At 70.9% G+C, this 25,018-nt stretch carries 15 protein-coding genes; 4 read left to right on the top strand and 11 right to left on the bottom strand.

Translation table 11 applies throughout. The features are described 5' to 3' along the window. Window positions 1–57: 57 nt before the first annotated feature. From DXT68_RS02410 to DXT68_RS02400, 3 genes are all read right to left on the bottom strand, one after another. Window positions 58–5,538, bottom strand: a complete 5,481-nt coding sequence (locus DXT68_RS02410) for a choice-of-anchor G family protein (protein ID WP_156149311.1) — start codon at window positions 5,536–5,538, stop codon at window positions 58–60. A gap of 356 nt (window positions 5,539–5,894) precedes the next feature. Beyond that, entirely contained in the window at window positions 5,895–7,661 is a 1,767-nt protein-coding gene (locus tag DXT68_RS02405) for a glycoside hydrolase family 3 protein (RefSeq protein WP_045254942.1), read from the bottom strand. A 2-nt stretch (window positions 7,662–7,663) separates the two neighbouring features. Then, complete coding sequence (locus DXT68_RS02400; RefSeq protein ID WP_045254943.1) at window positions 7,664–8,962, bottom strand: MFS transporter; 1,299 nt, start codon at window positions 8,960–8,962, stop codon at window positions 7,664–7,666. 135 nt (window positions 8,963–9,097) lie between these two features. Between DXT68_RS02400 and DXT68_RS02395 the strand changes: the two genes are divergently transcribed. Further along, on the top strand, window positions 9,098–10,387 hold the full coding sequence (locus tag DXT68_RS02395; RefSeq protein WP_045254944.1) for a TetR/AcrR family transcriptional regulator: 1,290 nt from the start codon (window positions 9,098–9,100) through the stop codon (window positions 10,385–10,387). Window positions 10,388–10,424: 37 nt separating this feature from the next. On the opposite strand, the gene recQ is transcribed toward DXT68_RS02395, so the two are convergent. Next, window positions 10,425–12,488 (bottom strand): DNA helicase RecQ, encoded by a 2,064-nt coding sequence (recQ, locus tag DXT68_RS02390; RefSeq protein ID WP_045254945.1) that lies wholly within the window; start codon window positions 12,486–12,488, stop codon window positions 10,425–10,427. Window positions 12,489–12,580: 92 nt separating this feature from the next. Between recQ and DXT68_RS02385 the strand changes: the two genes are divergently transcribed. Genes DXT68_RS02385 through DXT68_RS02375 form a run of 3 tightly spaced genes read left to right on the top strand, consistent with a single transcriptional unit; the run spans window position 12,581 to window position 14,948 of the window. Further along, window positions 12,581–12,898, top strand: coding sequence for a GNAT family N-acetyltransferase (locus DXT68_RS02385; RefSeq protein WP_045254946.1), 318 nt, complete (start codon window positions 12,581–12,583; stop codon window positions 12,896–12,898). Beyond that, on the top strand, window positions 12,898–13,815 hold the full coding sequence (locus DXT68_RS02380) for a pirin family protein (RefSeq protein ID WP_045254947.1): 918 nt from the start codon (window positions 12,898–12,900) through the stop codon (window positions 13,813–13,815). The genes DXT68_RS02385 and DXT68_RS02380 overlap by 1 nt, the downstream gene beginning before the upstream one ends. Window positions 13,816–13,856: 41 nt before the next feature. Next, window positions 13,857–14,948 carry a DUF6226 family protein gene (locus tag DXT68_RS02375; protein WP_156149312.1) on the top strand — a complete coding sequence of 364 codons (1,092 nt, stop codon included), beginning with the start codon at window positions 13,857–13,859 and terminating at the stop codon, window positions 14,946–14,948. 55 nt (window positions 14,949–15,003) lie between these two features. On the opposite strand, the gene DXT68_RS02370 is transcribed toward DXT68_RS02375, so the two are convergent. The 7 genes from DXT68_RS02370 to DXT68_RS02340 form a co-directional block, all read right to left on the bottom strand. Then, window positions 15,004–18,036 (bottom strand): S8 family serine peptidase, encoded by a 3,033-nt coding sequence (locus DXT68_RS02370; RefSeq protein ID WP_052677813.1) that lies wholly within the window; start codon window positions 18,034–18,036, stop codon window positions 15,004–15,006. Window positions 18,037–18,228: 192 nt separating this feature from the next. Then, on the bottom strand, window positions 18,229–19,686 hold the full coding sequence (locus DXT68_RS02365) for a sodium/solute symporter (RefSeq protein ID WP_045254949.1): 1,458 nt from the start codon (window positions 19,684–19,686) through the stop codon (window positions 18,229–18,231). Beyond that, window positions 19,683–20,057: a hypothetical protein gene (locus tag DXT68_RS02360; protein WP_045254950.1), complete on the bottom strand. Its 375-nt coding sequence runs from the start codon at window positions 20,055–20,057 to the stop codon at window positions 19,683–19,685. The genes DXT68_RS02365 and DXT68_RS02360 overlap by 4 nt, the downstream gene beginning before the upstream one ends. Continuing rightward, window positions 20,054–20,770, bottom strand: a complete 717-nt coding sequence (locus DXT68_RS02355) for a LytR/AlgR family response regulator transcription factor (RefSeq protein WP_045255015.1) — start codon at window positions 20,768–20,770, stop codon at window positions 20,054–20,056. The genes DXT68_RS02360 and DXT68_RS02355 overlap by 4 nt, the downstream gene beginning before the upstream one ends. Before the next feature lie 25 nt (window positions 20,771–20,795). Continuing rightward, window positions 20,796–21,980, bottom strand: a complete 1,185-nt coding sequence (locus tag DXT68_RS02350; RefSeq protein WP_045254951.1) for a sensor histidine kinase — start codon at window positions 21,978–21,980, stop codon at window positions 20,796–20,798. A gap of 385 nt (window positions 21,981–22,365) precedes the next feature. Further along, window positions 22,366–22,611 carry a YbdD/YjiX family protein gene (locus DXT68_RS02345; RefSeq protein ID WP_045252767.1) on the bottom strand — a complete coding sequence of 82 codons (246 nt, stop codon included), beginning with the start codon at window positions 22,609–22,611 and terminating at the stop codon, window positions 22,366–22,368. Between the two features lies 1 nt (window position 22,612). Then, window positions 22,613–24,910 carry a carbon starvation CstA family protein gene (locus DXT68_RS02340; protein ID WP_045252766.1) on the bottom strand — a complete coding sequence of 766 codons (2,298 nt, stop codon included), beginning with the start codon at window positions 24,908–24,910 and terminating at the stop codon, window positions 22,613–22,615. Window positions 24,911–25,018: the final 108 nt, after the last annotated feature.

The raw sequence follows: 25,018 nt of genomic DNA, 5'->3' as shown, positions 1-25,018 counted from the left end.
GAGGGGTCGGGGTCGTCGCTCCGACGACCCCGACCTCTCCGTGATCCGCGCTGCGATCTACTCGGTCTGGACCATCGGCCTGCGGGAGCGCGCGATGCGCGTCGCCCCCAGACCGAGCATCAGCAGCAGCGCCGCCAGTGCGATCCATCCGCCCTGGATCTCGCCACCGGTGGTGGCCAGGCCCGAGGCGACGACCCGGAAGTCGGCCGAGACGCTGCCGGAGGTCGCTCCGGTGAGTGTCACGGCGTGCGTTCCGAGATCCGTCGAGGACGGGACCTTCCAGGTGAAGGTGACCGTGCCCTGCGCGTCGGCGACCTGGGTCCCCAACGCGATCGGGTCGGATGTCATCACACCGGAGACGGTCTCGCCGGGCTGGAACCCGGTGCCCACCGCGGTCTGCAGCGCGCCGCGCTCCAGCACCGGGACCTTGATCGTGATGGCGATCCGTCCGGTCGGATCCGCTGCCGCGTCAGCCGACGCGGATGCAGATGCCGTGGCGTCCGCGGATGCAGATGCCGTGGCCGCCGCCGACGCATCAGCCGCCGCCGAGGCGGATGCCGTCGCAGACGACGAGGCGTTGGCCGCTGCAGCCGCCGACGCGTTCGGGTCGGCGTCGGCCGAAGCCGAGGCGTCAGCCGCACTCGTCGAGGTCGCATCGGCCTGCGCCGCCGCCTGGGCTGCAGCCGCCGTCGAGGCGTTCGCATCCGTGGTGGCCGTGGTCGAGGCATCGGTCGATGCGTCGTCCGTCGCCGCAGCCGCCGCCGAGGCGTCAGCCGTCACGTCGGCCGCCGCCGAGGCGGTGCTGGTCGCGTCGGCGAGTGCCGCAGCGACCGCCGCCGCCTCCACCGAGGCGTTGCTGTCGTCGTCGGCCTGCGCCGATGCCGATGCCGAGGCCGAGGCGTTGGTGTTGACCTCGGCCGACGGGTCGGCAGCCGCAGAGGCGTCCGCCGAGGCGACCGCATCCGAGGAGGCATCGGTCGATGCGCTGGCGATCGCCGCCGCGCTCGAGTTCGATGCCGCACTGGTGCTCGCGTCCGACGCCGCCGAGGCCTCAGCCGCGGTGTCCGTCGACGCGTCTGCCAGCGCCGCCGCCTGTGCCGCGATCGCCGCACCGGCGTTCGCCTCGGAGGTGGCGTCCGCCGTGGCCGCCGTCGACGACGTCGCCGTCGCCGACGATTCGGCCGCCGCCTGCGCCGCCGGGTCGGCCGCAGCCGAACCGTCAGCCGTCGCGTCGGCGAACGCCGCAGCCTGAGCTGCCGCCTCCGCGATCGCATCGGTCGAGGCATCGGCGTTCGCCGACGCGGATGCCGAAGCCGCCGCGTTCGTGTTGGCCGAGGCCTCGGAGGAGGCGTTCGTCGACGAATCCGCCGTCGCCGCCGACTCCGACGAGGCCGCGGAGTTCGCGTCCGCCGCCGTGGAGGCATCAGCGTTCACGTCGTCCGACGCGTCTGCCTGAGCCGCCGCCTGCGCCGCGACCGCCGCCGAGGCGTTGGCCGTGGAGGTGGAGGTGGTCGAGGCATCCGTCGAGGCCGCCGTGAGCGCCGCGGCCTCAGCCGCCGACTCCGCACTGGCATCCGCCGCCGCAGAGGCGACCGCTGTCGCATCCGAGAACGCCGCAGACTCCGCCGCCGCCTGCGCCGACGGGTCGCCGTCTGCGGTCGCGTCGGCCGACGCGGATGCCGAGGCCGCCGCGTTCGTGTTGGCCGAGGCCTCGGAGGAGGCGTTCGTCGACGAATCCGCCGTCGCCGCCGACTCCGACGAGGCCGCGGAGTTCGCATCCGCCGCCGTGGAGGCATCAGCGTTCACGTCGTCCGACGCGTCTGCCTGAGCCGCCGCCTGCGCCGCGACCGCCGCCGAGGCGTTGGCCGTGGAGGTGACATCGGTGGATGCGGTGGTCGAGGCGTCCGTCGTCGCCGCGGCCTGAGCCGCAGACGTCGCATCGACCGTGGCTGCCGCGGAGGCATCCGACGTCGCATCGGCGAGCGCGGCAGCTTCTGCTGCCGCCTGCGCCGACGGGTCGCCGTCTGCGGTCGCGTCAGCCGATGCGGATGCCGAGGCCGCCGCGTTCGTGTTGACATCGCCCGGGTCGCCCGCGGTCACCTCGGTGGTGTCCGTGGCGCTGACCGCACCCGACGTGGCCGTGAGCGTGTATCCGGTGCCCGGAGCCGTGTCGGCGGGAACCGGATAGTTCACCGTGAACGCACCGAACTCGTCGGTCGTCGCGGTCACCGGTCCTCCGACCTCCGCGCCACCGCTCGGTGCAGTGAGCTGCAGCGAGACCGAGGCGTTCACGGGCCAGCCCGTTCCGGTGACGGCGAGGTTGGTGCCCGCAGGCACCGACGCTGCGGCATCGACCACGACCGGGGCCGCGATGACCTCGGTGGTATCGGTGGCCGTCTGGGTTCCGGCGGTCGCGGTGACCGTGTAGCCCGTGCCTGCAGGAGTTCCGGCCGGGACCGGGTACTGCAGCGTGAAGCCGCCGAGTGCGCCCGTCGTCACCACCTGCGGCGTGCCGATCACCGCGCCGCCCGGCGCGGTCAGCTGCACCGTGACATCGGTGTTCGCCGGCCAGTTGGTGCCGGAGACCGCGAGAGTCGTTCCCGCCTCGACCGTCGCCGCAGCATCGACCGTCGCCGCGGCCGTGACCTGGGTCGTGTCGGTCGCGGTCTGACCGCCGACGGTGGCCGTCACGATGTATCCCGTCGCCGGCGCGGTGTTCGCGGGAACCGGGTAGTCCGCCGTGAACCCTCCCGAGCCGTCGGTGGTCACCACCAGCGGACCGCCGACGTTCGCGCCCCCGCCGGGGGCGGTCAGCTGCACCGTCACATCGGTGTTCGCCGGCCAGCCGGTTCCGGTGATCGGAAGGCTCGCGCCCGCCTGCACCGTGTCGGCGGCGTCGACCGCTGCCGCGGCCGTCACCTCGGTCGTGTCGGTCGCCGTCTGGGTGCCGACGGTCGCCGTGACCGTGTATCCCGGGCCGGGGACTGCGCCACCGGGGACCGGGTAGTCCAGCGTGAAGCCGCCCGTTCCGTCGGTCGTCACCGTCTCAGGGCCGCCGACGTTGCCGCCGCCCGGTGCGGTCAGCTGCACCGTCACTTCGGTGTTCGCCGGCCAGCCGGTACCCGTGAGGGGAAGGCTGGTGCCTGCCTGCACGGTGTCCGCCGCATCCACTGCCGCGGCGGCCGTGACCTCCGTCGTGTCGATCGCCGTGACCGCACCTGCGGTCGCCGTGACCGTGTACGCGGTGCCGGGAACCGCCGAAGCGGGCACGGGGTAGTCCAGTGTGAACTCGCCGGCGCCGTTCGTGGTCGCCGTCTCAGGACCGCCGACGTTCGCGCCGCCACCGGGAGCGGTCAGCTGCACCGACACCAGGGTGTTCGCGGGCCAGGTCGTTCCCGAGACCGCGAGGTTCGTTCCGGCCTGCACCGTCGCCGCGGCATCGATCGCCGCGACCGGAGCATCCGTCACCTCGGTCGTGTCCGTCGCCGTCTGAGTGCCGACGGTGGCCGTGACCGTGTAGCCGGCCGCCGCAGGAGTTCCTGCGGGTACGGGGTAGTCGAGCGTGAACGAGCCGGAGCCGTCGGTGGTGACGGGTTCGGGACCGCCGATGTTCGCGCCCCCGCCTGGGGCCGTGAGCTGCACCGAGACCTGCGTGTTCGCGGGCCAGTTCGTTCCGGAGACGAGAAGGTCGGTGCCTGCCTGCACAGCGGGTGCCGCGTCGATCGCCGCCGCTGCGGTGACCTCGGTCGTGTCGGTAGCGGTGCTCGTGCCGTCCGTGGCGGTGACGGTGAAGCCGGCACCGGGGGTCGTCCCCACGGGGATGGGGACGGATCCTGTGAAGCCCCCCGCTCCGTCGGTCGTCAGCGTGACCGGACCTGCGACCGCGCCGCCGCCCGGGGCGGTGACCGTCACGGCCACGTCGGTGTTCGCGGGCCAGCCGGAGCCTGTCACGGGAAGGGCGGTGCCCGCCTGCACGGTGGGCGCCGCATCGACGGCGGGTACCGCCACTGCGACAGCGTTGGGCCCCGCCTGCGCGTGTGCGAGGACGATGGTTCCGACGCCGCCGGTTCCGAGCAGATCACCCACGGTGAGGACGAACGCCTCCTGGCTGTAGATCGGGCCGTTGTCCGGCTGCACGTTGCCGCGCAGCGAGACCACGCCGTTCAGGAGCCCGACCACCGGGTCGAGCGCCGTGACGATCGAGGTGACGGCGGTGGTCACCGTCGGGATGACCGTCGCGATCACACCCGTCGGTCCGAACAGGGTGGAGTTGAGCGGCCCGGTCAGCGCACCGAGGAGCGTTCCGACCGGGATGACGACCGGAAGGCCCGCGACCGTGAGCGCGATGGTCGCCGTGGCGGTTCCCGCCACGACGCTGCCCAGTGTCTGGTCGGGGACCGAGACCTGCAGACCGGTGACGCAGCCCACGACTTCGACGAGGCACACGCCGACGTTCACGTTCAGCGTCGCGGCGTTGAGCGTCGAGGTGAGCGCGGTCTGGACGAGCGCGGGAACCGTCTCGAGGACGTTGCCCACGCGGGTGATGAGGTTGTTCAGCACCGCGGTCGACAGCACCTCCTCGTTGACTCCGAGCCCGTTGAGACCGTGGCCGGTCGTGTCGGCGAGCAGGGCGTCGAGGTCTGCCCCGACGGCGCCCGTGCGCAGATCGACCGTGACCACGCCGTCGCCGACGGGGGTGTCGAGCACGGTGTTCAGCGCGCCGGTCACGTTTGAGTTGATGCTGATCTCGACACCGTCGGCGCCGACGATCGGGCCGAGCACCCCGTTCAGTGTCGCGAGCGCCCCGGCGAGCAGCCCGTTCGGGCCGGCCAGCGTGGCCACGGCGGCATCGACCGTCGATGCCACTCCGCCGGGCCCGGTGAGAGTCGTCGCCAGGCCGCCGACCGCGGGCAGCGTCAGCTGCAGGTCTCCCCCTGCGACGTTGTAGTCACGCGCGACCGTGCCGGTGCCGTCGAGCGACACCTCGGAGCTGATCGCCTCGAGCGAGATGTCGAGGTCGGCGACCGCTGCGGTGACGGTGGATCCGAGCAGACCCTGGAGGTTCAGGGAGGCGTTCGCGGGATACGCTCCGCCGCCCGTGGTGTCGACGACGCCGCTGTCGTTCACGGCCCCGGTCGCGGCGCGCGAGACGCCCGCATCCGACGACTGCGAATACTGGTTCACGGCGCCGAGCTGGAGGAAGCCGCTGAGCGGCACGCTGAGGCCACCCGGGATCTCGAGGTTCAGAGCATTCAACGCGGTGAGATCGAGCGAGCCCGTCTCGGTGTCGGGCGTCGGAACGCCGTTGTTGCTCGTCTCCACACCGGCGAGCTCGACCACGTCGTCGAGCGGCACTCCCCCGAGCAGGAGGCTCCCGCTCAGGAATCGTGAGCTCGATGCGGACTCGTCGCCGGGAGCGGCGTTCGCCGCTGTCGGTATCAGTGCACTCGCCAGGATCACGGCGCCGACGGTCACGCCGGCGATGCCTCCCCCGATGGCCCTGCGCCGCCGCAGAGCCTTCCCCTCAAGAATTTCCATTCGCCTCTCCCGTGATGCAGATGTTCCGCTTCACAAGGCCCTCCCCAGGCGTCGACAGGTGTCGACCGAGCGCATGCCCAGACAGTATTGCGGTATCTCACGGGTTAAGTCCAGGAATCGTCCAGTGATGGTGCCCCAGCCGTAATACCGGAAGACATTCGGATGCCTTCGACGGAAACCGATCCACAGGTTGCGTTCCAGGCCGCACGCGTGAAGACGAATCGCCACACGACCGAAGAGCTCTCGAGGCACGCAGAACCGCCCCGCAGGTCAGACCTGCGGGGCGGTTCCGGGATGCTGCCGGGCGGTGCCGGGGGCGCAGACGATCGCTCGTCCGAGGGTGGGACGATCGCTCGTCAGAGGGTGAGGCCGTGACCGAATCGGAAGAGCGGATCGGCGGTGTCGAACGGCACGTCGGGTCGCGATTCCTCGACCGCCGCCATCGAGCGGGGAAGGTCGAAGGGCAGCGCACCGCGCGCGGGCGCAGCTCCGCTGAGGACATCGAGAAGGGCGGCGCCCGACGCCCCCCAGTTGACCGTGACCGCGGTCGCGGCGTCGACGATCGGCTGGAGGATCGGGGGCCGATCCGCGAGCACGTCGACGACGGTCGGCACGGCGGCGGCGATCTCGCGCACGTGAGCGACGACCTCCTCGGTGAACTCGAGCGACCCCGCGTGGAAGAAGTTCTCGAACGTGGTGTCTCGCTGCTCGAAGGGAGCCTGCAGCCGGACGATCGCGAGATCGGCCTCTGCGGGAGTCGCGACGACCTCGCCGTAGGCGGACGCGACCTCGTTCTCGACACCCTCGACGTACAGACGCAGTCCGGTGGCGAACGGCAGAGCGCCCCGGTTCGTGAGCACTGTCACCGACGCCCGCTGGGCGGCCTCCCCTGCCGCGCGGAACTCGGCTCGCCCCACGACCTCGTCGGCCGCATCCTCATCGACGAACGGGTCTTCGAAGAGACCGAGCTCGAACTTCTCGCGGAGGATCCGTCGGGCCGAGACGTCCAGCCGCTCCTCGGTCACCGAGCCGTCGGCGACGAGCTCGAGCAGCAGCTCAGGGCAGTCCTCGCCACCGAACTGGTCGACGCCCGCGTCGATCACCTTGCGCATCCGCTCCCGCGGCGTCAGGTCCTCGACCCCCCACGCCCTGGCGGGGAAGGGCTGACCGAAGATCTCGGCGTCGTTGATGAGCCCCCAGTCGGTGCAGACCAGGCCGTCGAAGCCGAACCGCTCGCGGAGCAGACCCGTGATCACCGACCTGTTGAAGCCGAAACCGACCTCTTCGAACTCGGTGCCGACAGGCATGCCGTAGTACGGCATCATCTGTCTCGTGCCGGCGGCGAGGGCGTCCTCGAAGGGCTTCAGATGCAGCTCGAACCGGCCGCCCGGGTAGACCTGCTCCCGCCCATACGGGAAGTGCGGATCCTCGCCGTCCTTCTGGGGTCCGCCACCGGGGAAGTGCTTCGTCATGGTCGACACGGAACCCGGCCCGAAGGATGCGCCCTGGAAGCCCCGGATATATGCCGCTCCGAGAATGCCGGACAGTTCGGCGTCCTCTCCGAACGTCGCGGTCTGCCGCGCCCAGCGCGGTTCGGTCGCCAGATCCACCTGCGGATGCAGCGCGACGCGCAGTCCCACCGCCGTATATTCCTGACGGGCGATATCGGCGAAGCGCTGCACCAGGTCGGGGTCTCTCGTCGCCGCGAGCCCGAGGGTCTCGGGCCACTGCGAGAAGGGACCCGCGAGGATCGAGGCGCCGGGGTTCTCGCTGAACGAGTGACGAGGATCGGTCGACAGCGTCACCGGGATCCCGAGCCGAGTGCTCGCGGCGAGCCGCTGCAGGGCGTTCTGCCATGCCGCGATCTCCCGCCCGGTCGGCGCCGCACCGAGCAGGTTGAAGTGGGTCATGTTCTTGACGTGCACGAACTCGCGCGCGCTCGGGGTCGCGAAGACGGGGTTCGCCTCGTCGAGGTCGCCGATCGCGATCATGGTGTGGAAGAAGAGACCCGCCTTCTCGTCGACGGTCATCTCATCGAGGAGGAGCTGCACGCGGTCGTCGACAGGGAGGCTCGCGTCGAGCCACGGGCGCGCGGTGATCGCGTCGGTCGTGGTCATGGTCATGGTCACTTGACTCCCTTGATGCGGTAGACGAGCACGGCGCCGGCCAGTGCGACGAGCGCACCGAACAGGTACCAGGTCGTGTAGCCGCCGAGCGGGGTGGCCGCCCCGAGCGCGATGACGCTCGGCGCGATCGCGGGTGCGATCGACTGGGGCAGCGCGTTGGCGATGTTCAGCACGCCGAGATCCTTGGCCACGTCGTCGGGATTCGGGAGCACCTCGGTCGCGAGAGCCAGATCGACCGAGAGGAACGAGCCGGCCCCCAGACCGATGATGGCCTGCGCGACGATCACGACGGGGATAGACGGAGCGACGGCGAGGATCACGAGGCCGACGACCATGATCAGCCCGGCGATCGCGACGAACGGACGGCGCTTGCCGATCTTGTCGGAGAGGAAGCCCCCGAGCGGCGCGGAGATGGCCATCGCCGCCATCGAGGCGAGGTTGGCGATCAGGATGGTTCCCACAGCGCCCTGCTCGTCGAGGGCGAACTTGGTCACGAGGTAGAGCGGGAGGAAGGTCGCGATGCCGGCGTAGCCGAACATCACGAAGAACTTGGTCAGCCAGGTCCAGCCGAAGTCGGGGTGCTTGCGGGGGTTGAACACGAACGAGCCGAAGAACGTGCCGATCGTGAAGGGCGTCGCAGGCTTCTCGGTGAGGCGTCGGTCCTTGAGCGTGAGCACGAAGACGATGACGAGGATCAGCGCGATGACGGCGGGCACGACGAACCGCTCGAAGTCACCGGGCAGGAAGTTGACGATGAAGCTGCCGGCGAGGATGCCGATGGGGGTCGTGATGCCGACGATTCCCGAGACCTTGCCGCGGCTCGAGACGGGGACCTGGTCGGGCAGGGTCGCGTTCGCCGCGGCGAGGACCGCATTCATCGATGCCTGGACGAGGCACCATGCGAGCATGACGACGAGCACCGACGTCGCGGCGCCGATGATCACGAAGCCGCCGAGGCCGACGATGGCGCCGCCGAGGATCCACGGTCGCCGCATGCCCCACCGGGAGGTGGTGCGATCCGACAGTCGACCGACGAGCGGGTTCGCGATGAGGGCGAAGGCGGCGCCGACGCCCATCACGAGACCGAGGCTGCCCTCGGTGTTCACCGGATCGAGGCGCTGGATCTTGAAGGCCATCGACACCATGACAGGGGTGAGGAGCGCCAGGTACACGCCGAAGTTCACGGCGGCGAGGCCGGGGGTGTAGCCGCGCGGAGTCTTGCGCGGGGTGGTTCCGGGAAGTTTCACACCGGTGGTTCCGGCGGCAGCCGCGGTGGCGGCCGATGACAGCTCTGTCACGGGGGGTCCTTTCGGGCACAGGTTCGCCGGTCGTCCGCGACTCGGCTCGAGGACGACGATACACGAATCTCGACCGACTGGTAAGTGAATATCTACCGGTTGGTAATGAGGGAGAATGGAGGGAAGGGGGCGGTGATGACGACAGAGACCACGACGAAGTCACGTCAGGCGCGCACCGCCGCGACCCGGCAGCGCATCATCGACGCGGCGCGCTCTCTCTTCGTCGCCCATGGGTACCGCTCGACCTCGCTGCGGGACATCGCCGCAGCCGCCTCGGTCAGCCACCCCGGACTCCTCGGTCATTTCACCTCGAAGGACGACCTGCTCGCCGAGGTCGTGGCCGGTTTCGAATCCGACAACGAGGCGTCATTCGACCTCCTCGCGGCCGCCGCCGAGTCCGGCGAGCTGATCTTCGCCGACGTCGCGCGCCGCAATGCCCGCACACCCGGCTACCTCGAGCTCTTCGCCGCTCTCACCGGCGAGGCCTCGGCCCCCGAGCATCCCGCGCACGAGCGGATGAGAGACCGGTACGAGAGGCTGCGCGCTCTCAGCACGGAGGTGATGTCAGACGCGGCCCTGCACGGGACGATCGACCCCGACCGCGCGGTGGCGGAGGAGACCACGCGGCACATGGCCGGATGGGACGGACTGCAGCTGATCTCGCAGTATCTGCCCGACCGCGTCGACGTCGTGCGGATGCTCGAAGAGCGGGAGTCGCTGTGGGCGCTGCCCCCGGGCTGGCGCGAACCCGATCAGCAGGCGCCGACCACGACGGCATCCGGACCCCCTCCCTCGCTGCAGACGGCCTTGGCCGACAACGACGCCGCGGCCGCAGCCGGGTATGCGTCCGGGCGGCGGCGACGCGCGCAGATCCTCGCCGATGCCATGCATCTGTTCGCCCGCGGGGGCTACGGCGACACCAGCCTCAGCGACATCGCGAAAGCCGTCGGCGTGTCGAAATCCACGCTGCTGCACCACTACCCGAGCAAAGAGCTGCTGCTGAGCGCAGTGCTCGCAGAACGCGACCGCGCGATCGAGGACCGTGCCGGCGGTGCGCCACCCGAGCGGGCGAGCGATGCGCTGCGGAGCATCCCGGACGGCGCGACCGTCAGCGCCCTCGATGAGCCGGGGCTGATCGAGGTGTACGCGGTGCTGTCCTGCGAGGCGGTGCCGTCGGCGCACCCCGCGCACGCGTACTTCGCCGACCGCTTCGCGCGGGCCATCGACTATTTCGCCGAGCTCTTCCGTCTCGCCCAGCGCGACGGCGACCTGTCGGCGCATCGCGACCCGGAGCACGAGGCCGTCTGGCTGATCGCGATGTGGGACGGCCTGCAGTACCAGTGGCTGTACGACCGCGGGGCGGTCGATGTCGCGAGCCACCTGCGTGCGCATCTCGCTGACCTGCTTCACCCCGCACGAAGGTAGGCGCCGCATGCCGGCCCGCGCTGCGGCCCGCCCGCGCTCAGGCCGCGGCGATGACCGCGAGCACGCCGTCGCCGTAGGCGTCGCGCTTCTTCGCACCGATGCCGGTGATGCCGTCGAGGTCGGCGAGCGAGGCGGGGCGATGCTCGGCGAGCGCACGCAGCGTGGCGTCTCCGAACACGATGTACGCCGGCACGCCCTGCTCGCGCGCCGTCTCGGCCCGCCAGGCGCGCAGCGCCTCGAAGAGAGGACGGTCGCCGGCATCGAGAGCATCCGCCGCGCTCGCCTTGCGCGCCCGCGGGGATGACGTCGGACGCCCGATCGTGTCCTTGCGCAGCGGCACCGCGACCTCGCCCTTCAGCACGCCCGGGGCGAGGTCACCGGGGGCCAGCGTGCCGTAGTCGCCCTGCGCGGCGACGATGCCGCGCGCGAGCAGCTGACGGACCACGCTGCGCCAGTCCTGGTCGGAGAGGTCTGCGCCGATGCCGTAGGTGGCGAGCTTCTCGTGCCCCTGCTGGCGGATGCGCTCGGTCGAGGCCCCGCGGAGGATGTCGATCAGGTGCCCCGCGCCGAAGGACTGATTGCGCTCGCGCTTGAGCCGCACGATCGTCGACAGGAGCTTCTGGGCAGGGACCAGCCCGTCGAACGTCTCGGTCTCGTCGAGACACGTGTCGCAGTTGCCGCACGGCTGCGACTCCTGCCCGAAATACCCGAGCAGGTTCTGCCGACGGCATTCCACCGTCTCGCAGAGCGCGAGCATCGCGTCGAGGTGCTGTCCGAGGCGCATCTTGAAGGTGCGGTCGCCGGGGCTCTGATCGATCATGCGGCGCTGCTGCACCACGTCGCCCAGTCCGTACGCCATCCACGCGATCGACGGCTCTCCGTCGCGCCCCGCGCGCCCCGTCTCCTGGTAGTAGCCCTCGACGGACTTGGGCAGGTCGATGTGGGCGACGAACCGCACGTCGGGCTTGTCGATGCCCATCCCGAAGGCGATCGTGGCGACCATCACGACGCCGTCCTCGCGCAGGAACCGCGACTGGTTGGTCGCGCGCACCTCGGCGGGGAGCCCTGCGTGATACGGCAGTGCGTCGAATCCCTGCGCGGCGAGGTACGCGGCCGTCTGCTCGACCGACTTGCGGCTGAGCGCGTAGACGATGCCGACCGATCCCTCGGGCTGCGCACGGATGAACGAGACGAGCTGCTTGCGCGGATCGACCTTCGGCACGATGCGGTACTGGATGTTGGGTCGGTCGAAGCTCGCGACGTAGTGCTTCGCGTCGTCGAGGTGCAGTCGCTCGGTGAGCTCCTTGTGCGTGGCCCGGGTGGCGGTCGCGGTGAGCGCCATGCGCGGGACCCCGGGGAACCGCTCGCCGAGGTCGCCCAGCGCGAGGTAGTCGGGGCGGAAGTCATGCCCCCACTGCGACACGCAGTGGGCCTCGTCGATGGCGATGACGCTGAGGGTTCCCCGCTGCAGGAGCGCGGTGGTCTGCGGAGACGACAGTCGCTCGGGAGCGACGTACAGCAGATCGATCTCGCCTGCGACGTAGGCGCGCTCGACGTCACGGCGCTCGTCGATCGACTGCGTCGAGTTGAGGTAGGCGGCGTTCACGCCGTTGGCCCGCAGTGCGTCGACCTGGTCGTGCATGAGGGCGATCAGCGGGCTGACCACGAGGCCCGTGCCCTCCCGCACGAGCGCGGGCACCTGATAGGTGACGCTCTTGCCGCCGCCGGTGGGCATGAGCACGACCGCGTCGCCGCCGGCGATGACCTGCTCGACGATCGCCGCCTGGTCGCCACGGAACTCGTCGTAGCCGAAGACCGTGTGCAGCGCCTCGGCGGCGGTCGGGTACCGGCTCGGCGCCGCGCGGCGTGCCGCGGGAGCGGATGCCCTGGAGGGTGCCGACGGGCTGGTCGCCGACCGCCCGGCCCCGGTGGTCACCGGTGTCACGGGACCGGGCCCCCAGTCGAGCGGCGGCTCGTACCCCGCACCCTGGGGCTCCCAGTCCATCGGCTCGGGCGGCTCGGACGGCTCCCACCCCGGGGCGTCCCACGGCTCATCGGCGTAGGGCAGATCCTCGTACGGATCACGGGGGGTCTGCGGCATCCCTCCAGCGTAACGACCCCCACCGACGCCGGGCGCCCCCGATCGCATCCCGCGGGCGTAGGTTGGATCCACACGCCTCGAAGGAGCCTCCGATGACCGACATCACCGTCACCCGCGTCGACGACGAGTCCCGCTACGAGATCCGCACCGACGGCGCGCTCGCCGGCTACGCCGAGTTCCAGCTCCGGCCCGGCGCGATCCGCTTCACCCACACCGAACTGGACCCGGCCTTCCAAGGACAGGGACTCGCCGGCATCCTGGCGGAGAGGGCGCTGACCGATGCCGCCGCCTCCGGCGAGGCGATCGTGCCGCTGTGCCCGTACATCGCCAGATACCTCGAGAGCCACGAGATCCCCGGCGCAGAGATCCGCTGGCCGAAGCGCCCCGGCACCGCCCCCGCGGAGGCGTGATGATCGGACAGCGGCGCATCGTCCTCGAGCCGCGCGAGGTCCCGCTCGGCGGCGTGCGGGGCATGAGCGTGCTGCGCGTGCTGCCGCACCGCAACCTCCCGACGATCGGAGCCTGGTGCTTCCTCGACCGGTTCGGTCCGGCCGACACCCGCATGCGCGTCGAGCCGCATCCGCACATCGGACTGCAGACCGTGACCTGGCCGCTGATCGGCGAGATCCGGCATCGTGACTCGCTGGGCAGCGATGCCGACCTGCGCCGGGGCCAGCTCAACCTCATGACCGCGGGCGACGGCATCTCGCACTCGGAGTACTCGATCGGCGACGAGCCGATCCCCCTCGACGCCCTGCAGTTCTGGGTCGTCCTGCCCGAGGGCGCCCGACAGGGCATCGGCGGCTTCGAGCGCCACGCCGACCTGCCCACCCTGACGCTTCCGGCCGAGGAGGGCCCGGATGCCACGGCGACCGTCGTGCTCGGGGAGTTCGCCGAGGTCGTGTCGCCGGCGACCGTGCACACGCCGATCGTCGGGGCCGAGATCGCGGTGCCGTCGGGCGCCCGCATCCGCCTGCCGCTGCGCACGGACTGGGAGCACGCGATCATGCTCGTCGAGGGCGACGCACAGGTCGCGACGCACGGGATGACTCAGAACGATGTGCTCTACCTCGGCGACTCCCGCGACGAGGTCGAGGTCACGAGCGCTCAGGGGGCACTGCTGTTCCTGATCGGCGGGGAGCCGTTCGACGACGAGATCGTCATGTGGTGGAACTTCGCCGGCCGCACGCACGAGGAGATCGTCGAGGCGCGCACCGACTGGGAAGCGGCATCCCCGCGCTTCGGGGTTGTCGAGGGGCACGACGTGCGCATCCCCGCTCCTCCGCTGCCCGACGTGCGATTGATGCCGCGCGGCCGCCGGATCTGACGCGGACGATGCCCGTGCTCTTCCCGGGTCCGCTCGCGCCCATGCCCGACCGCACCGCATCCGCCACCATGATCTGGCCGAGCGCGGCGCCGACCCCGCCGCCACGATTCGTCGAGGGCTTCGACCCGTTCGTGGCATACGCACGCGATGCAGGAGCGGACCCGGCGGCCCTCGCTGCCGATCCTCTGGCGCTGTGGGACTTCGTGGCCGCGCACGCCGAACTGCTCGAGGAACCCGCGACGGCCGAGGCGGCCGCGCGCTTCCTCGGGAACACGATCGCCGTGGTGCACCCCGCCGCGACGTGGCGGATGACGAGCGAGCCCGAGGTCGGCACCTCGGTGATGTCGGTGCCGGTCACCGGTCTGTTGCGGACCATGGTGGAGCATCCGGAGCATCGCGAGCCGTTCCGACAGATGCTCGCCTCCTGGCCGCAGGCCGACCTCGACGATCAGGAGATCGCGGCGCTGGCGCACGAGGAGGTCGAGGTCGATCTCGTCACGCCTCCGGTGCCTTTCGTCCGACCGGAGATCGACCTCCCCGAGTTCCTGGACGATGACGGCCGCATCATTCCCTACGGGTCGCGCTGGGGCGGCGGGTCGCCCTCCGAAGACGCCTACTCGCGGGTCTCGCACCTCGAGCGCTTCGCCCCCGTGCCCGCGGTGGTCGACGCGCTGGTCGCGCATCTTGAGACCTGGTACGCCGTCGCGGTGGACAGCCGGACGGACGAGTCCGGGTCCCACATCGTGCAGCTGCGGCCCGCCACCGGGGCACCGATCACGATCACGAGCGGCGCCACGGGCGAGATCGTCACGATCGAAGCGGGTGCCCTGTTCCGCGAGACGGTGCCCGGGTGCACCTGCGATGCGTGCGACGAGACGGCCGAGAGCGTGGCGGATCAGCTCGAGGAGACGGTGCTCGCGATCGCCGCCGGCGGCCTGCGCGAAGTGTTCCCCGTCGGGGCACGCCGCTGGCTGCACACCCGCATCCTCACCCCCGACGGCACGGGGCGGTCGAGCAGCGGCGAGCCCAGCGGCCCATCGCTCGCCGCCGGACTTCTCGGCGCCGAAGAGGTGCTGCGCGGCCTCCCCGACGGATGGTGGCCGGCATGGTCGCTGCGCCCGCAGCCGACGTGAGACAGCCGCGGCACCCTGCGCTCCGCGGAGCGCCGGGTGCCTCGGCAGCCCACTGCTACGGCGTGTCGACCGTGACGACGGTCTGCACCGCCGAGTCGCCGTACTGCACGAGTCCGAGATAGCGGGTGCCCGCGGTCAGGCCGGTCCAGCTCAGCTCGTAGCTCGTCGCCTGTCCGCGCACAGCGGGGACGGGGTTCGGGTTCGCCGTGAACGTGCCTTCGCCGTCGGCCTGCACGGTGGCGTAGGTCATGTCCCACGTCATCGACGCCGACGTGGAGTACACGTTCGCGACCACCAGGTAGGTACCGGCCGTCGGTGCGGTCAGCGTCACCTGCTCGTCTGCCGAGCCCGTGGCCGACTGCCAGCGCTCGTAGTAGCTCAGGTCGTCAGGGCCGACCACGCGGTAGACCGTGAGGTCGAGGTCGCTTCCGGTGTCGTCGGACGAGTCGAGATCGAAGCGCGAGAGCGCGGCTCCCTCGGGCACGTCGACGATCCACGACACGTTCTTGTCGGCGTCTCCCGACGCCTCGTCGCCCGAGTGCCCGACCACGCGGCCGTCCGGGTCTTCGAGCAGCGTGAACGGCGTGAGACCCGACAGTCCGAGTGCGAGATCCCCGTCGACGCCCGGCGTGATCTCGACCGACGTCGACCCGTCGACACCGGTGCCGGACACCTCGGCCGGAGCATCCGCCGTGACCGGGAAGACCGCGATCGGTGAGCGCACCGTGTTCTTCTTGCTCGTCCACGTGAGCGATCCGGTCGCCCACTGCTCGACCGGCGCGCTCTCATTGTCGAACGTCACCGTATACGTCGCGGTCTGGCCCGGCTTGGTGAACTTCAGCGTCGACGGCTGCACCGTCGCGTTCACACCCGGCAGGTCGACGGATGCCGTGAAGGTGCCCTTCTCGGTCGCCGTGACCGTGCGGGTGACGGTCTGCGCGCTCGCCAGCGACCCGATCGAGAACGACGCGACGTTGAGGTCGCTGCCGTCGATCGGCTCTCCGGGGAAGTCGGCGAGGCCCTTGCCCTCGAGGTACGCGGTCCAGTCGGCCACGTCGTTGAGGTACAGCAGCCCCGGGGTGAAGTAGCGCTTCGGGTCGACCTGACCCGCACCCTGCTGGAACGGATCCGTGTTCGGCGATCCGTCGGCGTTCACCGTGTCGTACGCGGTGGTCATCATGGCCGACTTGATCTCGGCCGGCTTCGCGTTCGGACGCTCGCCCAGGTAGAGCGCGGCGAGGCCGGCGATGTGCGGAGACGCCATAGAGGTGCCCGACAGGATGCCGAAGGTCGGCGTCTCTCCGGGCGCGTTCTGCGTCGCCGCGAGGATCGCCACACCCGGAGCCGCGATGTCGGGCTTCATGATGTCGCTGCCGTCAGCGAGCATGGGCCCACGGCTCGAGAACCCGGCGATCTGCGGCACCGGCGGCGTCACGCCTGTCGTGTTCTCGCCCACGAGGGAGATCGGACGGTCGACGCCGCCCTGCACGTAGCCGAGCACGGCGGCGCGGTACGCGGAGGCGAGGTGCACGGTGGGCACGGCGTGGAAGTCGTTGTCGAGCGAGTCGGCGCCACCGGGGACGTTCACGAGGACGACACCCATCCCGCCGGCATCCTTCACGACCTGCGACTTCTCGGCCCGCGCGTTGCCGCCACGGTCGCAGACCACGATGTGACCGGCGGCCTTCGCCGCATCGAGGCTTCCCGGCAGGCACAGCGCCGCGTCGGCGGACGCCTGACCCGCGGCCGGCACATCCCCGGCGTAGACGGAGGGACCGGTGACGGTCGTGCCGAACGGCACGCTCACCGAGGCGCCCGCCTGAGCGAACCCGTCGAACTGCACGGTGCCCTCCCAGGTCGGGATCGTCGACGCCGCGACGGTCGTGTACCAGGGCGAGGCATGGTCGGCGGTGACCGGGTCTGGCCCGTCGTTGCCCGCGCTCGTGGCGACGAAGACGCCGGCGGCCGCCGCGTTGAAGAACGCGATGTCCTCGGGGGCGAGCACGGTGGATGCCGCCCCGCCGCCGATCGAGTAGTTGATCACATCGACGCCGTCGGCGACGGCCTGGTCGATCGCGGCGATGAGGTCGCTGCCGGCGCAGATGTCGTCGGTGGTGACGGTCTCATCGGGCCCGACATAGCAGGCCTTGTAGGCGGCGACCTTGGCACCGGGTGCGACACCCGAGATCGTGCCGAAGTCGACCGACTCGATCGATGCCTTCACGCCGAAGTTCCCCGCCGCGGTGCTCGCGGTGTGCGAACCGTGGCCGTCGCCGTCGCGTGGCGAGAGGTAGTCGTACTGGAAGTCGAACCCCGCCGCCTGCGCTCCGGTGAAGAAGTACCGGGCGCCGATGAGCTTCGACGAGTAGTCGCCCTTGTCCCACTCCTGCGCCTCGACCATCTCGCCGCGGAACTGGCCGCCGTCGGACTTGTCGAAGTAGACGGACGTGCCGTCGGTGTAGGGCTCGCCGCCCTTGTGACGCTTGTCCTTCTTGGGCTGCTTCTTCAGCTTCTTGCCCGCGAACGACGGATGCTCCGGAGCGATGCCCGTGTCGATGACACCGACGACCACGCCCTCCCCGGCCTTCTCCACACCGCCGGTCTGCTGCCAGATCCCGCCGCGGCCCTTCCTGTCGTCACCCAGACCGAGGAAGTCCGTCGAGGTCTGGGCATCCGGGTGGCGGATGAAGTCGGGGTACACGTCGTAGACGTCCTTCGACGCGCGCAGCGTGTCGACCTGCTCGCCCGTGAGCTCGGCGCTGAACCCGTTGAGGACGACCTGGTAGCTGATGTCGGGGGTGACGCCGGCCTCCTCGGCCACGGTCCGCTGCTCCGTCTCGAGGTGCTCGACGTAGCGCTGCGCATCCTGCGACTCCGTCTCGAGCTGCTCGCCCTCGGAGGGCTTCGTCGCCCGGAGCCCGTCGACCTCCCCCGTGTAGCTCGCGAGCGGGTCGGACTTCAGCACGACGATGTAGTGACCGGGCGTGCCGCCGACGGGGGTGGGGGGCGTCACCTCCTCCGTGCCGGCATAGCCTGCGGTGGCCGTGGATGCGATGAACAGCGTGGCCAGGGTTGCGGCCGCTGCCATCCGGAGGGGTGTTCGACCCATGTTCTTCTCCCGGTGATCAGGGTGCGGAGGCGTTGCCGCACCGCGGCTCAACGTACGCCCGACTTTCGGCCACACACCAGGGTCGGGGACGATTACTGGACGAACGGCCAGGCGAATCGCCAATGGTCGATCAGCGATCTGTGCCCCGGCCGCCGCACCGCGCGAGGAGCCTCAGCGACGCTCGGGCGAGTGCACCCGGGTGAGGAATCTCTGGGTGCGCGGCGACGGCCCCCGCGGGTCGAGCAGCGACACCACGACCGTGACGGCGGCCGCGAGCGGGATCGTCCACGCCGCCGGCTGAGCGAGGTACGGCGCGGCCGCTCCCACACCGCCGATCAGCCCGTGGACCAGCAGCGCCAGGCCCGCGGCGAGGCCGCCCGAGAGCATCCCGGCGACCGCTCCTCGAGCCGTGAGACCGCGCCACCAGACCCCGAGCAGCACGACAGGCGACAGCGTCGACGCCGCGATCACGAAGACGACGCCGACGCTCGAACCGAGCCCGGCCGGCGCGGTGAGGAGCGCGACCGCGAGCGGCACCAGCGCGCACAGCACGGCCGAGAGACGGAAGGAGCGCACCGATCCCGAGAACACGTCCTGGCTGATGACGCCGGCGAGCGACACGACGAGACCGGCGGACGTCGCGAGGAAGGCCGCGAACGCACCGGCGACGATGAGCGCCGTCAGGAGCTCGCCCGCCAAGCCCGGGAACACCCTCGACGGGAGCAGCAGCACGACGGTGTCGGCGACGCCGGGCACGGCGAGGTCGGGGGCGGCGATGCGCGCGAGGAGTCCCATGGTGCTCGACACCGCATAGAACGCGCTCACCATGACGATCACGATCACCGTCGTCCGCCGGGCCGAGACCCCCGTCGGGCTCGTGTAGAAGCGCACGAGCACGTGCGGCAGGCCCATGGTGCCCAGCAGCAGCGCGATGAGCAGGGATGCCGTCTGGTAGGCGTCGAACCCCGACGGCCCGGCCTCGGCGGGGAACACGAGAGCGGGGTCGAAGTCGTGCGGTCCGCCGCTCAGTGCGAACGCGATGCACACGACGGGCACGAGCAGCGCCGTGAGCTTGAGCCAGTACTGGAACGCCTGGACGTACGTGATCGCCCGCATTCCTCCGGCGGCGACCGCCGCGGCGACGAGCACCGCGACGAGCACCGCACCGACCCATTCCGGCACGCCCGCGACGACGAGCAGCGTGATACCCGCGCCGTGCAGCTGCGGGACGATGTACAGCCAGCCGATCACGAGCACCGCGATGCTGGTCACCCGGCGGGCCGCCGTCGATTCGAGTCGCGCCTCGATGAAGTCGGGGATCGTGTACGCCCCGCTGCGCCGCAGCGGCGCCGCCACGAACACGAGGACGAGCAGGTAGCCGGCCGCATAGCCGATCGGGAACCAGAAGCCCCGCGCGCCGTCGAGCAGCACGAGCCCGGAGAGTCCGAGGAACGTGCCGGCCGAGAGGTACTCGCCGCTGATGGCCGAGGCGTTCCACACCGGCCGCACGGTGCGCGAGGCGACGAAGAAGTCTCCGGTGGTGCGGGAGATGCGCAGGCCGTACACGCCGATCAGCAGGGTCGCGACCACCACGAGCGCGATGCCGACGAGGTCGAGCACGGCGTTCATTCGCGGTCACGCAGTGCACGGAAGCGCCGCTCGTTGCGGGCAGCCGTGCGCACGTAGAGCACCGCGAAGACGACGATGAGCGGATAGAAGGCGTACGCCTGCAACAGCCACGACAGCGGCAGCCCCCACACCACGAATCGATCGATCTCGGGGATCAGGGCGACGGCCAGGGTCAGCGCGATCACCACCAGTACGAAGCCCGCGACCGTGCCGAGCGCGAGCCGCAGCTGGCTGCGCATCAGCGCGCGGACGAACACCGCCTCCGCCTCGTCGACCGGCGAACCGGGCAACGCGATGCCGCGCGTCGACGGCGCCGCACCCCGTGTCGGAGCGTGCGCGGTCACCCGTACGCGCTTCGGCGTCTCGTTCACCGCGCGTCCTCCACCCGCAGCAGGGCATCGCGCACCGTCGGCACCAGACGCCTGCTCACGGGAAGTACCGCGGCATCCACCACGACCGCAGGATCTGCCCCCGACAGCCGCGCCTCGGTCACCGCCGCCGAACGGACGAGGGTCGAGCGGTGGATGCGCAGGAAGCCGGCATCCGCCCACCGCGATTCCAGCTCCGAGATCGGGATGCGCACGAGGTGTCCCCCGTCGGCGGTGTGCAGCCGCGAGTAGTCCCCCTGCGCCTGCACCCAGCGCACCTCGCTGCGCCGGACGAAGCGCACCGCCGACCCCACCGTCACCGGCAGCGTCTCATCGTCGGCGGGGGCGGCGACCTCGCCCAGATCGATCACGCGGTCGATGGCGCGGCGCAGTCGCTCGATGCGCACGGGTTTGAGCAGATAGTCGGCGGCGCGCAGCTCGAAGGCCTCGACCGCGCGGGCCTCGTCGGCCGTGACGAACACGACCGCCGGCGGCGTCGCGAGGGTGAGCAGCGAGCGGGCGAGCTCGGTTCCCCGCAGACCCGGCATGTGGATGTCGAGGAAAGCGATGCGCACGGCGCGCTGCGAGAGCAGACGAAGCGCGTCGACACCCGAGGTCGCGGTGAGCACCTCGCCGATGCGCGGGTCGAGGCGCAGCAGGTGCACGAGCTCGTCGAGAGCGGGCTTCTCGTCGTCGGCGACGAGCACGTCGATCATTCGCACCTCGGTCGTCATCGAAGTCTCAGTCGTTGTCCGGGTCGTGCTGCGGCTGCGACTTCGGCACCCGCATGCGCACCAGGGTACCCGCGCCCGTGTTCGTCTCGACGACGAGGCCGCCGTCGGGGCCGTACAGCTGGCGCAGCCGGGTGTCGACGTTGCGCAGCCCCACGTGCAGCCCGTCGTCGGCCGCGGTGAGAGTGGCGAGCAGCCCGTCGGGGTCCATGCCCACGCCGTCGTCCTCGACGGTCACTTCGGTGTGCGTCCCGTCATCGCGCGAGACGATGCGGATCTCCCCGCCGCCCTCCCCCGGTTCGATGCCGTGACGCACGGCGTTCTCGACCAGCGGCTGCACCGAGAGGAACGGGATGACGGTCGCGAGGGTCTCCGGCGCGATCCGCAGGGTGACCCGCAGGCGTTCCCCGAACCGGGCGCGCTCGAGCTCGAGGAAGGAGTGGATGCTGCCGAGCTCCTCCGCGAGCGTCGTGAACTCCCCCTGCCGCCGGAACGAGTACCGGGTGAAGTCGGCGAACTCGAGCACCAGGTCGCGCGCGCGCATCGGATCGGTGTGGATGAACGACGCGATCGCGGTCAGCGCGTTGTAGATGAAGTGCGGCGAGATCTGCGCGCGGAGCGAGCGCAGCTCGGCTTCGGCCAGCTGGGTGCGCGAGGCGTCGAGGCTGCCCAGCTCGACCTGAGCGGCGCACCAGTCCGCGACCTCCTGCGCCGCGCGCACGAGAGCGGCACCCACCGGCGACGCGAAGGCGACGACCACCCCGATGATCTGCCCGTCGACGACGATCGGCGCGCCCACGCCTTCGAGGTCGTCGGCCCGGCCGTCCGGTGAGCGGAAGACCTGTCTCCGGCCCGAGCTGCGCACCTGCCGGGCGATGCGCACGGTGGCCGGCTCCAGCCCCTCGGACGCCCCGTCTACCGACAGGGCGTCATCGTCGCCGACGATCGCGACGGCCGCACTGCCCAGCAGCACCCGCAGATGCCTGGCGGCCTTGACGACATCGGGGCCGGCGAGCCCCGCGCGCAGATGCGGGGCCGCGAGGCTCGCCTGATGCAGCGCCTGCAGTGCCGCTCGCTCGGCGTCGCTGCCGAGGTCGGCCGACCCGCGGGCGAGACGCCGCGCGAGCAGCAGGAGCACCGAGAGCACGATGCCGCCGACCACGCCGAGGACCGCGGCGAGGACGACGTCGTTCATGCCCTCAGCCTAGATCCGCGCGTCGGCTCCGCCCCCCTCCGCCCCCTGAGCGAGGAGCGCCCTCGCCACCCCCGCCGCCGCCGCGAGGAGCGCAGCGACGAGACGAAGGGCGCACCGTCAGCCGCAGCGCGCCCCTCCGTGTAGAACGCCCTTCGTCTCGCTCCGCTCGCTCAGGGAGCGGCAGACTTCCGCCCCCTGAGCGAGGAGCGCAGCGACGAGACGAAGGGCGCACCGTCAGCCGCAGCGTGCCCCTCCGTGTAGAACGCCCTTCGTCTCGCTTCGCTCGCTCAGGGAGCGGCAGACTTCCGCCCCCTGAGCGACGAGCGCCCTCGCCACCCCCCGCCCCCTGAGCGAGGAGCGCAGCGACGAGACGAAGGGCGCACCGTCAGCAGCAGCGCGCACCCGGGTTGCGGTCCTGATCGTCCATCCGCTGCCGCCAGAACTGGCGTTCGGTCATCGGCGCCTCCCCCGGATGCTGCCGCTGATGGTGGGCGACATACGTCGCATAGGCGCTGTCACCCATCAGGGTGGTGATGTACCAGCGGATGCCGCGGCCCACCCGCCCCACGGCGCCGAGCAGCGTCCGCAGAGGGGTGGTCGCGGCATCCGCCCGGTTCACGATGTCGGCCAACTCAGTGCCCCGACGTCGAGCGCTCGTCGGCGAGGATCGGCTCCCACTCCTTCTCCAGTTCGCGTTCGGCCGGGCTCGGGAGGAATCCGGCCGGGGCGAACCGCCGCGAGGCGACCGGCGTCTCTTCGGTGTTCTCGCCGCCGCCGTTGCGGATGGCCTTGACCGTGACGACCACCGCGGCGACCATGACGATGATCGCCAGGGTGACGAAGATGATCGACAGGGTGCCCTGCACGGCGGTGTTGCGGATGACGGCCTCGAGCACCTCGGGGGCGCCCAGCGACGTATCGCCGCTGTCGCGTGCCGCGACGTAGCGGAAGTGGTTCGCCCAGTAGCCGATGGCCGGCACGGGGGAGGCGATCTTGTACAGCGACGCGGTGATCGTCACCACGGCGGTGAACGCGAGCGGCAGCCCGATGATCCACAGCCACTTGATGTAGCTCTTGCCGCGCTTGGCGACGATGGCCATCACCACGGCGAGCGCGATCGCGGCGAGCAGCTGGTTCGCGATGCCGAACAGCGGGAAGAACGTGTTGATGCCGCCGAGCGGGTCGGTGACGCCGAGGATGAGGATCGCTCCCCAGCCGGCCACCATGATCGCGGTGCAGATCCAGACTCCGGGGCGCCAGGAGACGTCACGGAACTTCGGGAACCAGGCGCCGATCGAGTCCTGCAGCATGAAGCGGGCGACGCGGGTGCCGGCATCCACTGCGGTGAGGATGAACAGCGCCTCGAACATGATCGCGAAGTGGTACCAGAACGCCATGAGCGCCTGCCCGCCGAGGGCCTGCTGCATGATGTGGGCGAGACCGAGCGCCAGGGTCGGCGCGCCGCCGGTGCGCGAGACGATGGACTCTTCGCCGACCGCCTGCGCGGTGCCGGTGAGCATCTCGGGTGTGAGGTTGACCCCCGTGAGCCCGAGGGAGTTCACGAAGGCGACGGCCCCTTCGACCGTGCCTCCGGTCGCCGCGGTGGGCGCGTTCATCGCGAAGTAGATGCCCTGGTCGATCGAGATCGCGGCGACGAGGGCCATGATCGCGACGAAGGATTCCATCAGCATCCCGCCGTAGCCGATGAAGCGCGTCTGGCGCTCCTTCTCGACGAGCTTCGGGGTGGTGCCCGATGCGATCAGTGCATGGAAGCCCGAGAGGGCTCCGCAGGCGATCGTCACGAACAGGAACGGGAAGAGCGGACCGGCGAACACCGGCCCCATCCCGTTCTCGCCGAAGACGCTGACGGCCGGCACCGTGATCTCGGGGCGCACGAGCACGATCGCGCCGGCGAGCATGACGATGACGCCGATCTTCATGAAGGTCGACAGGTAGTCGCGCGGAGCGAGCAGCAACCACACCGGAAGCACGGCGGCGATGAAGCCGTAGACGATGATGCCCCACGCGATGGTGGTGCGGTCGAGGTGGAAGATCGCCTGGCCCCACTCGGTGCCGGCGACCCAGCCGCCGCCGATGATGGCGGCCATCAGCAGAGCGAAGCCGATGAGCGACACCTCGGTGACCTTGCCCGGGCGCAGGTAGCGCAGGTAGACGCCCATGAAGATGGCGATGGGGATCGTCATCGCCACCGAGAACACGCCCCAGGGGCTCTCGCCGAGCGCGTTCACGACGACGAGGGCGAGGATCGCGACGATGATGAGCATGATCAGCAGCGAGGCGACGATCGCCGCGGTCCCGCCGATCCTGCCGAGTTCCTGCCGCGCCATCTGGCCGATCGTGCGGCCGCCGCGACGCATCGAGAAGAACAGCACGGTGTAGTCCTGCACGGCACCCGCGAGCACGACGCCCACGATGATCCAGATCGTGCCGGGGAGGTAGCCCATCTGCGCGGCGAGGACCGGGCCGACGAGCGGGCCGGCGCCGGCGATGGCGGCGAAGTGGTGTCCGTACAGCACACGGCGGTCGGTGGGGACGTAGTCCTTGCCGTCCTGCCTGACCTCGGCGGGCGTCGCCCGACGGTCATCGGGCCGGGTGATGTACTTCTCGATCACCTTGGAGTAGAACCGGTAGCCGATCAGGTAGGTGCAGACGGCGGCGAACACGAACCAGATCGCGTTCACTGTCTCGCCGCGCACGATCGCGAGCATCGTCCAGGCGACCGCGCCGAGCAGGGCGATCGCCGACCAGAGGACGACCTTGGGCCAGGTCCAGCGGGCGGCCTTCTCGTGGTGCTCGTCGGCCAGGGCGACCGGCGGCAGGGAGGGATCGGTGGTGATCGCGGTGTCGCCGTGCCGACCGTCGCGATCGCGGCCGGTACCGCCGCGGCGATGCGACGAAGATGCAGTCATGGAGGTCTCCTCGGGGTGCGCGTCTTTGCGTTCCCTCACGCTAGGAAGCATCCGCGTCGTCCACCGGCCCGAGACGCGGGACATGCGACGAACGGCGCGGACGACGCG

Origin of the sequence: Microbacterium foliorum, assembly GCF_003367705.1 — a bacterium.
GTDB lineage: Bacteria > Actinomycetota > Actinomycetes > Actinomycetales > Microbacteriaceae > Microbacterium > Microbacterium foliorum.
This window is presented reverse-complemented; position numbering and strand designations above follow the sequence as displayed.

Coding starts and splice junctions, on each gene's coding strand:
- DXT68_RS02410 (WP_156149311.1), bottom strand. CDS start 5,538: ATGGAAATTCTTGAGGGGAAGGCTCTGCGGCGGCGCAGGGCCATCGGG.
- DXT68_RS02405 (WP_045254942.1), bottom strand. CDS start 7,661: ATGACCATGACCACGACCGACGCGATCACCGCGCGCCCGTGGCTCGAC.
- DXT68_RS02395 (WP_045254944.1), top strand. CDS start 9,098: ATGACGACAGAGACCACGACGAAGTCACGTCAGGCGCGCACCGCCGCG.
- recQ (WP_045254945.1), bottom strand. CDS start 12,488: ATGCCGCAGACCCCCCGTGATCCGTACGAGGATCTGCCCTACGCCGAT.
- DXT68_RS02385 (WP_045254946.1), top strand. CDS start 12,581: ATGACCGACATCACCGTCACCCGCGTCGACGACGAGTCCCGCTACGAG.
- DXT68_RS02380 (WP_045254947.1), top strand. CDS start 12,898: ATGATCGGACAGCGGCGCATCGTCCTCGAGCCGCGCGAGGTCCCGCTC.
- DXT68_RS02375 (WP_156149312.1), top strand. CDS start 13,857: ATGCCCGACCGCACCGCATCCGCCACCATGATCTGGCCGAGCGCGGCG.
- DXT68_RS02370 (WP_052677813.1), bottom strand. CDS start 18,036: ATGGCAGCGGCCGCAACCCTGGCCACGCTGTTCATCGCATCCACGGCC.
- DXT68_RS02365 (WP_045254949.1), bottom strand. CDS start 19,686: ATGAACGCCGTGCTCGACCTCGTCGGCATCGCGCTCGTGGTGGTCGCG.
- DXT68_RS02355 (WP_045255015.1), bottom strand. CDS start 20,770: ATGATCGACGTGCTCGTCGCCGACGACGAGAAGCCCGCTCTCGACGAG.
- DXT68_RS02350 (WP_045254951.1), bottom strand. CDS start 21,980: ATGAACGACGTCGTCCTCGCCGCGGTCCTCGGCGTGGTCGGCGGCATC.
- DXT68_RS02340 (WP_045252766.1), bottom strand. CDS start 24,910: ATGACTGCATCTTCGTCGCATCGCCGCGGCGGTACCGGCCGCGATCGC.